Annotated in this window: 9 protein-coding genes; 3 read left to right on the forward strand and 6 right to left on the reverse strand. The window is 58.8% G+C overall.

The window, feature by feature from the left end; genetic code table 11:
* Positions 1 to 159: 159 nt before the first annotated feature.
* From fhuB to hrpB, 6 genes are all read right to left on the reverse strand, one after another.
* On the reverse strand, positions 160 to 2,148 hold the full coding sequence (fhuB, locus tag LQ945_RS09360; protein WP_270102759.1) for a Fe(3+)-hydroxamate ABC transporter permease FhuB: 1,989 nt from the start codon (positions 2,146 to 2,148) through the stop codon (positions 160 to 162).
* Positions 2,145 to 3,053 carry a Fe(3+)-hydroxamate ABC transporter substrate-binding protein FhuD gene (gene fhuD / locus LQ945_RS09365; RefSeq protein ID WP_270102760.1) on the reverse strand — a complete coding sequence of 303 codons (909 nt, stop codon included), beginning with the start codon at positions 3,051 to 3,053 and terminating at the stop codon, positions 2,145 to 2,147. Before fhuD ends, fhuB begins: the two co-directional genes overlap by 4 nt.
* Positions 3,053 to 3,850, reverse strand: coding sequence for a Fe3+-hydroxamate ABC transporter ATP-binding protein FhuC (fhuC, locus tag LQ945_RS09370; RefSeq protein WP_182822582.1), 798 nt, complete (start codon positions 3,848 to 3,850; stop codon positions 3,053 to 3,055). Before fhuC ends, fhuD begins: the two co-directional genes overlap by 1 nt.
* A 47-nt stretch (positions 3,851 to 3,897) precedes the next feature.
* The gene (gene fhuA / locus LQ945_RS09375; protein ID WP_269936149.1) at positions 3,898 to 6,090 is read right to left on the reverse strand and encodes a ferrichrome porin FhuA; all 2,193 of its coding nucleotides are present in this window, start codon (positions 6,088 to 6,090) and stop codon (positions 3,898 to 3,900) included.
* 253 nt (positions 6,091 to 6,343) lie between these two features.
* Entirely contained in the window at positions 6,344 to 8,845 is a 2,502-nt protein-coding gene (gene mrcB / locus LQ945_RS09380) for a bifunctional glycosyl transferase/transpeptidase (RefSeq protein ID WP_262239683.1), read from the reverse strand.
* A 99-nt stretch (positions 8,846 to 8,944) separates the two neighbouring features.
* Positions 8,945 to 11,407, reverse strand: coding sequence for an ATP-dependent helicase HrpB (hrpB, locus tag LQ945_RS09385; RefSeq protein ID WP_333482958.1), 2,463 nt, complete (start codon positions 11,405 to 11,407; stop codon positions 8,945 to 8,947).
* 56 nt (positions 11,408 to 11,463) lie between these two features.
* On the opposite strand from hrpB, the gene thpR reads away from it, so the two are divergent.
* The 3 genes from thpR to dksA all read left to right on the forward strand — a co-directional run bounded on the left by thpR (position 11,464) and on the right by dksA (position 13,349).
* Positions 11,464 to 12,006 carry an RNA 2',3'-cyclic phosphodiesterase gene (gene thpR, locus LQ945_RS09390; RefSeq protein WP_262239685.1) on the forward strand — a complete coding sequence of 181 codons (543 nt, stop codon included), beginning with the start codon at positions 11,464 to 11,466 and terminating at the stop codon, positions 12,004 to 12,006.
* The gene (gene sfsA, locus LQ945_RS09395) at positions 12,003 to 12,710 is read left to right on the forward strand and encodes a DNA/RNA nuclease SfsA (protein ID WP_048760032.1); all 708 of its coding nucleotides are present in this window, start codon (positions 12,003 to 12,005) and stop codon (positions 12,708 to 12,710) included. The genes thpR and sfsA overlap by 4 nt, the downstream gene beginning before the upstream one ends.
* Before the next feature lie 183 nt (positions 12,711 to 12,893).
* Entirely contained in the window at positions 12,894 to 13,349 is a 456-nt protein-coding gene (dksA, locus tag LQ945_RS09400; protein ID WP_020828563.1) for an RNA polymerase-binding protein DksA, read from the forward strand.
* Positions 13,350 to 13,368 lie beyond the last annotated feature (19 nt).

Consider the following 13,368-nt stretch of genomic DNA (forward strand, 5'->3'; position numbering starts at 1 on the left):
AGTATATCCATCGCCCCCCAGATCTCAGGCCCCTTTTCCGCACTGAATATCCGTTCTGCGCAGCCATACGCAAAGCTTTGCAATGGTATGAAAATACGAAAAAATAAAGGCCCAACGATGCTGAGCCTTTGATGATAGAAACGGCAGGAACGACGTCGGCTACGAGGTTTGCTTACGCAGCAAATAAACGAAATACGGCGCCCCGATAAAGGTAGCCAGCAGCCCGGCAGGGATCTGGTACGGGAACATCACCATTCGGCCACACCAGTCGGCAAACACCATCAACAAGCCCCCCAGCAGCGCAGCTATCACCATCTGCGGTAACGCGCGGCGGAAGCCCAGCATACGTGCCATATGCGGCGCCATCAGGCCGATAAAGCTCAACGGCCCCACGGTCAACGTCGCCATCGCCGTCAGCGTAGCGGCCAACAGCAGAATGACCACTCGCACCGGCGTTAGCGCAATCCCCACCGAACGGGCCGTGGCACTGCCCAGGGGCAGAATACTGAGCCAGCGACGACACAATGGCGCCAACACGATCAGCAGCGCGGCAATGGCCGCCGTACGTACCGCCTGTTCCGGCGTCACCGAGTAGGTGGAACCTGAAATCCAGGTCAGCAACCCGCCCATACGCGGATCGCCGCTCGCCAGCAGCAGGAAAATGGTGGTGGTAAAGGCCGTACTGAGCGCAATGCCGGCCAGCAGCATGCGTTCGGTGGAGAAACCGCCACGCCCGGCAGCGATCATAATCACCAATAGCGTCGCTGCGGCCCCCAGGCTCCCGGCCGGCAGCAGCCAAACGAAGGCGTCCCCCGGCACGATAAACAGCATGATCACCACGCCAAAGGCCGCACCGGAGCTGATACCCAGCACTTCCGGACTGGCCATCGGGTTGCCGGTCAGCTTTTGGATCAGGGTCCCCGCTACCGCCAGCATCATGCCCGCAGCCAACGCTGACAGCACGCGCGGCCAGCGCCACGGCATCAATGACTCGAGCTCGGCGCCCTGGCTCCAGTGCCAGCCTGTGGCATTCTGACCAAACATCAACGCCACGGCGATACCGGCCAGCAACACCATCCCTGCCACTGCTGCCCATGCCCACAGATGGCCGCGTTCGGCAGGCACCTTGTCACCCAGGTTCATGGGTGGCGGCGTAGCGGCACTGCGCAATCGCGGCAACAACCACAGCAACAACGGAGCACCAAACAGCGCCGTTGCCGCCCCGGTCGGGATCTCACGCCATATCTGCGTCAAGGAGATCATCACCTGGTCGGTCAGCCACAGCAGCAGCGCACCCAGCAGCGGCGCCAGCATCATGCGATGCGCCAGACGGCGTGCGCCCAGCATTTTTGCCATCAGCGGCGCAAACAGGCCGATAAAGCCAATCACGCCCACCGCATTCACCAACATCGCACTGAAAATAATCGCCACCGCCAGCGCACAAAAGCGCGCCATCGACAGCCCTAACCCCAGGTTACGCGCTACGCCATCATCCAACCCGAGCAAGGTCAGCGGACGCAACAGCAATACGGCCAGCACTCCGGCAATCAGCAGACGCGGCAGGATAAACTGTGCGGTGCTCCAGTCCTGCTGGTTTAGCGCACCGGTACTCCACAGGAACAGGCCCTGCAGTTGATCGTAATTGAACAACGCCAGCAGGCTGTTGACCGCCCCGCAGTACAGCCCCAGCACCAAACCGGCCAGGATCAGCGTCACCGGGGACATGCGCTTGCCCCAGGCCACGCCGAACACCAGTCCGCCGACCAGGATAGCGCCAGCCATTGCCGCCAGTTGCCGGGTTATCTCACCGCCCGGCAGCATCCACAAAGTGGCGATAGTCAGCCCGAGCTGCGCCCCAGCGGACACGCCGAGCGTCGCCGGTTCCGCCAGCGGATTGCGCAGCACCTGCTGGAACAGTACGCCGACCAGCCCCAAGCCGGCACCGGCCAGCAGGGACACAGACAGCCGCGGCAACAGGCTGTAGTGGAACAGCATTTGACGTACATCGTCGATATCGGGCGCGTTCAGCGCCTGCCCCCACAGCGACCACGGCAGCAGCTGCAGCAGGTTGTAGATTGTCAGACCGCCCGCCGCCGCCAACAGTAACAGCAGCAACGTCAGCGGTAATGCACGGATGCGTGCGCTCATGAATAACTCTCCTGCGCCTGCTCCAGCAGATGGCAAAAGCGCATCGCCGATAACGTCGCGCCGTAGAACCACACTGCTGGCACCTGGCGCAATTGGTTCTGTCTGACAAACGGCAATGCCTGCCACAATGGGGTAGAACTGACTTTTTCCATCATGGCCTGATTGCCGTGGTCGAGATAAATCGCGCGCGCATTTTTTACCGCCGTCAGGCGCTCAATGCCCACCACCGCCGTGCCCCAGAAGTTGGTTTCCCCCTCCCAGGCATTTTGGATCCCAAGCTGGTCCATCACCTCCTGGAACAGGCTTTTCTGGCCAATGACCAGCGCATGGCGCGTGTCCAGCAGGGAGAACAGCAGCAGCGGCTGTCGGCTGTAAGACTGCAGCCGCTGACGCGCATCCTGGATAAATCGGTCGAACTGGATCAGGTGTTGCTCTGCCCGTGCCTCAAGGCCCAGCCGCTGCGCCAGTTGCACTAACGACTTCCGGCCCACCGTCAGCGGTTTGCCACTGCCGTCATTGAAGCCGAAGCTCATGGTCGGGCCGATAGGGGCCAGCTTTTGCGGCGTAGGCCCGTATCCCTGAGACAGCAACATCAGCGAAGGCCGCAGCTGCTGCAGCAGCTCCAGATTGGGTTCGGTACGCTGACCGACGTCGATCACCGACGCCGGCATTTTCGGCTCTTCCACCCACAGGTTGTAGTTGTGGATATCCGCGACGGCCAGCGGCGTGATCCCCAGTGCCAACAGCAACTCGATAGGCAGCCACTCCAGCGCCACGATGCGCGTAAGATCGGGTGGCGTTGCCGCCGCCTGGCTCGGCAAAGAAAACAGCAGGGGCGACAGCGCCATGGCCGTCAGCAGGCGACGGCGGACGGCATCATGATGAAAATCAGAAGAATCAGGCATCAGTAGACAAAACTCACCGGTGCGCCGCCGCTTGGATGCGGCAGCGTCCCCATAGGAATACCGTAAATTTGCTCCAGCACGTCACCCTGCATCAGCTCCAGCGGGGTGCCCTGGGCAATCATCTCGCCGCCGCGCAATGCCACCAGATGGTCGCAGTAGCGTGCGGCCATATTGATGTCATGCAGCACCGCAATCACCGTCAGGCCACGCTCATGGCTTAAACGTTGGATCAGTGCCAGTACCTCAACCTGATGGGCGATATCCAGCGCCGAGGTCGGCTCATCCAGCAACAGGCAGCGGCTGTCTTGCGCCACCATCATCGCCAGCCAGGCGCGTTGACGCTCGCCGCCGGACAGGCTGTCGACCAGGCGGTTGGCAAACGGCTTCAGCCCCACCAGCGCAATCGCCTCTTCCACCTGTTGGCGATCGTTAACGCCAAAGCGGCCCAAGGCGCCGTGCCAGGGGTAGCGGCCAATCGCCACCAGTTCGCGCACCGTCATCCCTTCCGCGGCGGGCAATTGTTGAGGGAGATAAGCGACCTGACGTGCGAAAGCTTTGCTGTCCCATTGGCTCAGCAACTGCTGATTAAGCCGCGCCGTACCGTCGGTTGGATTTTGGTGGCGACCGAGAATTTTCAGTAAGGTCGATTTGCCGGAGCCGTTATGGCCGATCAGCCCACAGACTTTCCCCACGGGAAAGGTCAGCGACAAGGGTTGTAGCAGCACCCGGCCGGGAACGGCAAAGCTGGCGCTGTCCAGGGTAAAGGTGGCGTCGTGATTGAGGTGTTTATCCTGCATAGGTCCTACTCTGTCCGGGGCGACATGGCGCCGCCCCGGTAATCCGATTAGAAGCGGAAGGTTGCGGTGGCGACCACCTGGCGTTCAGCGCCCCAGTAGCAGCCATAGGTGGCGAAGCAGCTGGAGACGTATTCTTTATCAAACAGGTTGTTCACGTTGATGCCAATCGAAGAGCCTGGCAGATTGAAACGCGCCAAATCGTATTTTATCGCCGCATCGACGACCGTATAGTCCTTCACTTTAAACGTGTTGGCTTCATCACCATAGCTGGAACCGACATAGCGAACGCCGGAGCCCAGCGTCAACCCGCTGAGTGCAGTTTCATGGAAGGTGTAATCCGCCCACACTGAAGCCATATGTTTGGGAATGGCCGCCGGGGTATTGCCCTGTTGCGTAGTGTCTTTGGAATACTCCGCATCCGTGTAGGTATAAGAACCCAACAGGTTAACGTTGGCCGTCAGCGCGGCTTTGCCTTCCAGTTCGATCCCACGAGAGCGAATTTCGCCACCCTGTATGGAAGCAAATACATGGTCTGGATCTGCCACCTTGTTGTTGGTTTTGGTCAGCTGATAAATCGCAATGCTGGCAGTAATAGGGCGATCCTTCGGTGCATACTTCACGCCGGCTTCATACTGCTTGCCTTTGGAAGCGGCGAAGGTATTGCCACTGAAATCAGCCCCTGAAGTAGGTTCAAAGGATTCACTGTAGCTGACATAAGGTGCGATGCCGTTTTCAAATACATAGTTCAAACCCGCGCGGCCGGTGAACTCGTTGTCCTTCTGCTTTGATACCGAGTTCTGGTTCAGGCGGTTGGTGCTGTTGGTGTCGCTCCAGTCATAGCGTCCTCCCATGGTCAGCACCCAGTTGTTCCATTCGGCCTGATCCTGCACGTAAAGCCCGGTCTGCTCTTGGCGATTCACCTGGCTGGCGCCGCCGGTAATGGTGTAGCTTTGGTTGCCGTACTGCGGCGCCACCACGTTAAGGTTAGAAGCGCTGCCATACTGATACACGACGTCGTTGCGCATACGCATATAATCCACACCCATCAATAAGGTGTGATCAACCAGCCCCGTCGCAAATTTGGCCTGCGCCTGAGTGTCTACAGCAAAACTCGACAAGTGCTCTTTCGAATTCATCACCCCACGCGTCAACTCAGCAGGGTTTGTCGTGCTGATGCCCTGGCCATAGATAGAGCGGTAATCCACGTCCATTTTCGAGTAACGCAGGTTTTGACGCAGGGTCCACACATCATCAAACCCATGTTCAAAGGCATATCCCACCATCTGTTGCTTGCGCGAGATGTTGTTATAACCCGGCTCACCGTCGTTGAAACTGGTCGGCAATTTGCCGTTAATCCCATTTTGCACCGTCCCCTCTTTCGGCAGCCAACCATAGAAGCCCACGCTCGGGTCATCCTGGAAACTGCTGAGGAACGTCAGTGAAGTGCGATCATCCGGCCGCCAGCTGAAAGAAGGTGCAATTGCATAGCGTTTGCTTTTTTCGCCAACCTGTTGCTGATCTTCATCACGCGCCAGACCGGTTAAGCGGTAAGAATAGATGCCGGCATCATCCAGCGCGCCACCAAAGTCGAAGCCGGTCTGGAACAGATTGTCGGTACCCATTTTGAACTGAACCTCACGAAGGGTTTCAGTGGTTGGGCGTTTGCTGACCAAGGCGACAACCCCGCCCGGGTTGCTCTTGCCATAGAGCACGGAAGAAGGGCCGCGCAGCACTTCGGCACGTTCCAGGAAGTAAGGGTCAATTTGGTAAATGGAATAGTTATCGTCCTGCAGCTTCAACCCATCCAGGTACATGTTGGTACCCACCGAGCTGAAACCACGAATATTCACGGCATCATAAGCGGTGGAGGCCCCACGGTTGCCCACCATCACGCCCGGCGTATAGGCCAGTGCGCCTTTTACCGTGGCTGGCTGGCGCATATCCATTTCTTCACGCGTCACGACGGAAACCGACTGCGGAGTCTTTTCAATCGGCGTGTCGGTCTTGGTACCGGTGGCGCTGCGTTTGGCCGCGTAGGTCCCCACAGGTCCCCAGGCGTTTTCCTGCTGCGATTGGCTGCTGCCCACCACGGTAAGGGTGTCTTCCTTGGCGGCGGACTGGGTGTCGGCGGAAAACGCCGGCATCGCCAGCGTGCCAAGGGCGGCAGCGATAGTTATCGCTAACCCACTGACGTGAGAACGGCTCTGCTTGGCCGCGGAAAGAAGACGCTTGGTCGACATAGGTGGTTTCTCTGATGAATTATTTGATAACGAATGTAAACGATAATAATTATTATAATCGCGGCATTTTATGCAGAAGCTAAATTAAACTGCAAGTCGAATTCAGCCGGTGAATTGGTGTGTGATTAACCACTTAGCCACATTAAGCAGGTGGAAATAAACTGCGCAGAGAAATAAAAAAGCCCGCAACGGGAAGTTACGGGCTTAATAATAAAGAAAAACTTTTCACCTGAGCGGTGGCAAGCAAGGTCGTTTATTTACCGAACATGTCCTTGATCCAGCCGGCAACGCCGTCAGCATCTTTTTGTTCGCCCGCCTGCTGCTGTTGCTCTTGCTGCTGTTGCTGAGCAGCCTGGCTTGCCTGGCACAGTCCCTGCGGGTTGTCGGTCCACACCGGAATGGTGCGCCCACCGCCACCACAGACAAAGTTGCCGCTGGAGTCGATGTTCATCTGGTTGATGCCTTCCGGCGGCTGCAGCATCAGCGGCAGCGGCGTCTGGTTCTCCAGATAGCGGCGGTACAGCGTCAGCGCACCGTTGGCACCGGTCAGCTTGGCCGGGCCGTTGTTATCGCGCCCTACCCAGGCGATAGCCACTTCTTTACCGTCGATACCGGCAAACCAGCTGTCGCGCAGGTCGTTAGTGGTACCGGTTTTCGCCGCCAGATTGTAGTTGGGGAACTTCACCGACAATGAGCGGGAGGTCCCGCGCGCTACGCCCTGTTGCATGGCATACAACGTCAGGTAAGCCGCCTGGGCAGGTACCACGCGTTCCGCCTGCGGGAAGCTCTGGTACAGCACAGAGCCGTCTTCAGCAATCACCGAACGCACCGCAGACAGCGGAGCACGGTTACCGCCGCCGGCAATGGTCTGGTATTCCTGTGCCACTTCCATCGGCGTCAGGCCAATCGCGCCGAGCAGCATCGAAGGCACCGGATTGATTTCCGCCTTTGGAATGCCCAAGCGTTGTAACGTCGCACTGATTTGGTCCAGCCCAACCGACATCCCCAGGTTGACCGTAGGTACGTTGAGTGAAAAGGCAAGGCCATCCACCAGCATCACCTGCCCGCGGAACTTGCGGTCATAGTTGTTCGGCTGCCAGACGGTACCGTTCTGCAATTTCAGCGTCAGCGGCTGATCCGCCAGCCAGGTGTTCAGGCGGTATTTGTCCGGCTCGGACAGCGCAGTCAGGTAAGTTGGCGGTTTGGCCAATGAACCGACCAGGCGACGCGCCTGCATGGCACGGTTAAACCCGGCAAATTGCGGGTTGGCACCGCCGACCATGGCGCGAACTTCGCCGCTGAAACGATCGACAATCACCATCGCCGCTTCCAGATCCTGAACGTGACGAGCCGCCTTCAGGGCCGGAACGCCGTCTTCAACCGCTTTTTCCGCCGCATCTTGCGACACCGGATCCAGCGTGGTGAAGATTTTCACCCCGGACAAGTCGTTCACCTTGTCGCCCAGCTTGGCTTGCAGCTCCTGACGCACCATCTGCATGAACGCCGGCTGCGGCGTGATCACCCCGCCTTTCGGCTGCACGCCCAATGGACGAGCGCTAAGCATGTCGTAAAGTTCGGCGTCGATAACCCCCTGGTTCTGCAGCAGTTTGAGCACCAGATTACGACGTTCCAGCGCCAGCTTCGGGTTACGCCAAGGGTTGTACAGCGACGCGCCCTTGACCATGCCCACCAGCAGCGCCTGCTGATCCAGGCTCAGTTCGTCCACCGGACGGCCGAAGTAGTACAGGCTGGCCAACGGGAAACCGCGAATTTGATCGTTGCCGCTCTGGCCGAGATAAACCTCGTTCAGATACAGCTCAAGGATGCGATCCTTGCTGTAACGGTAATCTACCAACAACGCCATGTAGGCTTCATTGGCCTTACGCCACAGCGAACGCTCGTTGGTCAGGAACAGGTTTTTTACCAACTGCTGCGTCAGGGTACTGCCGCCCTGCACCGCACGTCCGGCGGTCAGGTTAGCCAGCACCGCACGACCGATGGAGTAAGGGCTGATGCCGTCATGTTCATAGAAGTGGCGGTCTTCGGTGGCAATCAGCGTATCCACCAGCAGGTCAGGGAAACCGGCGCGCGGCACGAACAGCCGCTGTTCGCCGTTCGGCGACTGCAGCATGGTGATCAGACGCGGATCGAGACGGAAGAAGCCGAAGCTGCGCTGGTTTTCCATGTTCTCGATATTCGCCAGACGGTTGTTCTGGAAATTCAGACGCGCGTGGATCTGCCCTTCTTTACCGTCCGGGAAATCAAACGGACGACGCAGCAACTCAATGCTGTTGGCCTGCACGGTAAACTCGCCCGGGCGCGTCATGCGGCTTACCTGGCGGTATTGCATGCCCTCCAGCAAATTGACCATTTCCTTTTTGCTGTACGGCATGCCCGGTTCCAGGTTGACCATGCGGCCATAAACCGCCGCCGGCAACTGCCAGACCTTGCCGTCAATGCGGCTGCGGATCTGCGAATCCAGGTACACGCCATAGATTGCCAACAGCACGGCAACCACCAGAATCAGTTTAATCAGCAGGCCGAGCCAGCGGCGTTTCTTACGCGGCGGAGTCGCTTTTACCTTACGCGGCATGCGTTCTTCCTCGTCTTCATAATCATCATCGTCATCCTGGTACTCGTCTTCCTCGTAATCATCGTAATCGTCATCTCGACGACGGCGCGGCGGCTTGCGCGACGCGGTGCGTGTTGGTTGTTTCCCTTTGCGCCCGATGGGCTCGCGGTCATCCCCAGCCATTGCTGTTGTTCTCCAGACTTGGCGGCACTGCCGGCCATTATGAGTCGCTTAATCTGTCGCGGCGCCAGGCCGCTGAACAGAAGAAACATCTGAATTCATTTACTGATATTTTTTCGTGCGCCGCGTCGGGGCGGTATTCGCCGGATCGTCCGGCCACACGTGTTTCGGGTAGCGCCCTTTCATCTCTTTTTGCACTTCCCGGTAAGCCCCCTGCCAGAACGCTGCCAGATCGCCGGTAATTTGCAACGGCCGGTGCGCCGGTGAGAGTAACTCAAGCACCACCGGGATGCGACCTTCGGCCAACATCGGGCTGCGCTGCTCACCGAACACTTCCTGTAAACGCACCGCCAGCGCCGGAGGTTTTCCGGCATCATAACGGATGGGCAATCGGCTGCCGGTCGGCACAGTGTAATGAGTGGGTAGCGCATTATCCAGCCGCTGCTTTTGCTGCCAGTTCAGCAACCGCGCCAAAGCCTCGGCGATGTTCACCTGCTTTAATCCGCGCATGTCCCGCACGCCACTCAGCGACGGCAATAACCACTGTTCCAGCGAGGCCAACAGCGACTCATCGTCAACCGGCGGCCAGGCTGCCTCCGGCAACCAGTTTTGCGCACACTGCAAGCGCAGCCGCAGCTGTTCGGCGGCGGTATCCCAGTTGAGTACCGCAATGCCCTGAGCGCGAACCCAGTTAATCAGCGCCTGTTGCAGCTCTTCGTCGGCCGGCTTGGCCAACGGCTGAGCACGCAGCGTCAGACGGCCAATTTGCTGGCGTTTCCAGGCACGCAACGTGCCTTTTTCGTCATCCCACTCCACCGCCGTTTGTTGGGAAACCATCGCCGGCAACTGCGCCGCCAGTGCATCAATTTCCACCGGCAGCGCGAGCAGGATACGCGCATCGGGGCTGTTGTGCCCCTGCAGCAGGCTTGGCACGATAAGCCAGGGGGCACGTGACAATGCCTCATCCTGATTCATCGCCGCGCCCATGCCGTTGGCCAGCAGATAACGGCCATCCTGCCCCCGTCGTTGGGCAATGCGATCGGTGAACGCCAATGCCAGCAGCCGCGGTGCCATCTCGACGTCAATCCGACCCGCTTTCACCTGCAGACGGCGGGCAAGCTGTGTGGCGCGGCGCTGCCAATTCGGCTGCGGACGACTCAGCCAGTAGCCGATATCCATTTGCCCGCCGCGCGGGGGTTCCTCCAGCAACGCAGCCAAAGCAGCGGCCGTCGCCAACCCATCCGGCCCCTGTTCTGCGCCGTGAGTCAACATCGCCGCCAAACGCGGCTCACAGCCCAGAGCGGCCATCTGTCGGCCACGCGCCGTGAGCTTATCGCCGTCATCGGTGGCGCCCAGCTGCTGCAATAGCCTTTTGGCGGCGGCCAGCGCCGTTTCCGGCGGACGGTCTAACCAGGTCAGTTGCCCAACGTCATGGCAACCCCATTGCAGCAGTTCCAGCCAAAAACCGGCGAGATCGCTTTGCAGGATTTCCGGCTCGGCGTGCTCTGCCGCCCGTTCAGCCTGCTCTTTGGCAAACAGGTGCCAGCAGATGCCCGGCTCCAGACGCCCGGCACGGCCTGCGCGCTGGATCATCGACGCCTGGCTGACACGCTGAGTCACCAGCCGCGTCAGACCATTGCGCACATCATAACGCGCAACGCGTTCCAACCCGCTGTCCACCACTAACCGAATGCCTTCGATGGTCAGACTGGTTTCGGCAATATTGGTCGCCAGCACCACTTTGCGGCGCCCGGTCGGTGCCGGTTGAATCGCTTTCTGCTGCTGCGCCAGCGGTAAAGCGCCGTACAGTGGGCACAGTTCGGTATCGGCCGCCACTTCACCGTTCAACCGCTCCAACACCCGGTTGATTTCCGCCACGCCGGGCAGAAACAGCAGCAGCGACCCCGTTTGTTCAGACAGCAGGCGCTTCACCGCCGCCGCCACGCCGTCTTCCAGCCGTTGGTGGCTGGCCAGGGGCTGATACTGGCGATCGACCGGGAAGCTGCGCCCGGCAGACACCACCGCCGGTGCCTGCGGCAACAGCTGCGCCAAACGGGCATTATCCAGCGTCGCCGACATGATCAACAGTTTCAGATCGTCGCGCAGCCCTTGTTGCACGTCCAGCAGTAGCGCCAACGCCAAATCGGCCTGCAGGCTGCGCTCGTGGAATTCGTCGAGGATCACCAGCGAAACGCCCTGCAGCTCCGCATCCTGCTGCAGCATGCGGGTGAGAATGCCTTCGGTCACCACCAGCAGCCTGGTCTCCGGCCCGCTTTTGCTTTCGGCGCGCATGCGGTAGCCCACGGTCTGACCGGGTTCTTCCCCTAACTGCTGCGCCAGCCGGTACGCCACGTTCTTCGCCGCCAACCGCCGGGGTTCGAGCATGATAATGCGGCCAGGCAATCCGGCGTTGGTCAGGATCTGCAGCGGCAGCCAGGTCGATTTACCGGCGCCGGTCGGCGCATGCAGCAGGACCTGCGGAGCGGATTGCAGCGCAGTGAGCAATTCATCAAGAACCGCGCTGACGGGCAGTGAAGACACAGAACTCTCCGTAGTGGTTAACATTGGACGGCGCACATTGTAGCATTAGACTCTGCGTTTCATTTACTTGCCGGGTATCTATGTCCAGTTCGCGCCGCCTGTTTTTCGCCCTGACCTTGCCTGATGCGCTACAGCAGCAGGTGATCCGCTGGCGTGCCGATGCCTTTACGTCGGAAGCAGGTCGGCCGGTCGCGGCCGCCAACTTGCACCTGACGTTGGCCTTTCTCGGCGACGTCACGGCGCAAAAAGAAACGGCGTTGAAAAAGCTGGCCGGTCGCATCAGTCAACCCGGTTTCAGCATGGTGCTCGATGATCTCGGTCACTGGCCGCGTCCCGGCGTCGTTTGGCTTGGCACCCGGCGCGCACCACGTGGGCTGTTGCAACTGGCGGAATTGCTGCGCTCGCAGGCGGCGCGCAGCGGTTGCTACCAAAGCCCGATGCCGTTTCATCCGCACATCACCCTGCTGCGCTGCGCGACCCAACCGGTCGCCATACCGCCCGCAACGCCGGGCTGGCACTTCAGCGCCAACGAATTCGCCTTATACCAGTCAGTCTTTGAAAACGGCCGCACGCGTTATCAGATGCTTGAACAATGGCCCTTAGCCCATCAGGACACCCCATGATTTTTACGCCCCCCCTGCGCCATGCCACGCTGATTAAACGTTACAAACGCTTTCTGGCGGACGTCGTCACGCCAGAAGGGGAAACCTTCACGCTGCACTGCGCCAATACCGGGGCCATGACCGGCTGTGCTACCCCCGGCGACACCGTTTGGTATTCCACCTCGGATAATGCCAAACGCAAATACGCCCACAGCTGGGAACTGACGCATACCCAACAGGGGGACTGGATCTGCGTAAATACCCTGCGTGCCAATGGGCTGGTGCGCGAGGCAATCGAACAGAATCTAATCAATGAATTATCCGGTTACAGTAAAATCAGCAGCGAAGTAAAATATGGCAGTGAAAATAGCCGTATCGATTTGTTATTACAGGCAGAAAATCGAGCCAACTGCTATATTGAAGTTAAGTCAGTCACATTACTGCAACAACAACGTGGTTACTTTCCTGATGCGGTAACGCTCAGAGGACAGAAACACTTGCGTGAGTTGCAAAGCGTGGTTGAAAGCGGGCAACGGGCGGTATTGTTCTTTGCTGTGTTACATAGCGGTATTGAGCAGGTCGCACCGGCACATCATATAGATGAGCGTTATGCGGCACTGTTGGCACAGGTTCAGCAGTTGGGCGTAGAAGTGGTTTGTTATGGGGCTAAATTATCACCTGACGGTATATCTCTCTGCGATAAGTTACCGTTTTTTATCGATTAGCGCTGACCGGGTACAAATAATCCGACTACCGGTTATCGCGTCGCCAAATACGCCTTCCTTCACACCATTGTCAAGCAGGCGACAGGAATAATTGCCAACCTACTCCCCATCTGGTATTTATAGCGGCCTGTTTTTCCCCCGCATTGGGGATTCGATAGTGCGTGTGTATGTAGGAGAAGCAACATGCAAGAAGGGCAAACCCGTAAAACCTCGTCCTTGAGCATTCTCGCCATCGCTGGGGTGGAGCCGTACCAAGAGAAGCCGGGCGAAGAGTACATGAACGACGCCCAGTTGTCGCATTTCAAGCGCATTCTTGAAGCATGGCGCAACCAGCTCAGGGATGAAGTGGACCGTACTGTATCGCATATGCAGGATGAGGCAGCAAACTTCCCTGACCCGGCCGACCGTGCCACTCAGGAAGAAGAATTCAGCCTTGAACTGCGTAACCGCGATCGCGAACGCAAACTGATCAAAAAGATCGAGAAAACGCTGCGAAAAGTAGAAGACGAAGATTTCGGCTACTGCGAATCCTGCGGCGTGGAGATTGGCATTCGTCGCCTTGAAGCGCGTCCGACTGCCGATTTGTGCATCGACTGCAAGACTCTGGCCGAAATCCGCGAAAAGCAGATGGCCGGCTAATACAGTTGTTATCGCTGCG

The organism is Serratia liquefaciens, from assembly GCF_027594825.1.
In the GTDB taxonomy this organism is placed as follows: domain Bacteria; phylum Pseudomonadota; class Gammaproteobacteria; order Enterobacterales; family Enterobacteriaceae; genus Serratia; species Serratia liquefaciens_A.

Bases quoted from the DNA above. Each gene is read 5' to 3' on its own strand.
- hrpB (WP_333482958.1), bottom strand. From the start codon at position 11,407: ATGTTAACCACTACGGAGAGTTCTGTGTCTTCACTGCCCGTCAGCGCG.
- mrcB (WP_262239683.1), bottom strand. From the start codon at position 8,845: ATGGCTGGGGATGACCGCGAGCCCATCGGGCGCAAAGGGAAACAACCA.
- sfsA (WP_048760032.1), top strand. From the start codon at position 12,003: ATGATTTTTACGCCCCCCCTGCGCCATGCCACGCTGATTAAACGTTAC.
- dksA (WP_020828563.1), top strand. From the start codon at position 12,894: ATGCAAGAAGGGCAAACCCGTAAAACCTCGTCCTTGAGCATTCTCGCC.
- fhuD (WP_270102760.1), bottom strand. From the start codon at position 3,053: ATGCCTGATTCTTCTGATTTTCATCATGATGCCGTCCGCCGTCGCCTG.
- fhuB (WP_270102759.1), bottom strand. From the start codon at position 2,148: ATGAGCGCACGCATCCGTGCATTACCGCTGACGTTGCTGCTGTTACTG.
- fhuC (WP_182822582.1), bottom strand. From the start codon at position 3,850: ATGCAGGATAAACACCTCAATCACGACGCCACCTTTACCCTGGACAGC.
- thpR (WP_262239685.1), top strand. From the start codon at position 11,464: ATGTCCAGTTCGCGCCGCCTGTTTTTCGCCCTGACCTTGCCTGATGCG.
- fhuA (WP_269936149.1), bottom strand. From the start codon at position 6,090: ATGTCGACCAAGCGTCTTCTTTCCGCGGCCAAGCAGAGCCGTTCTCAC.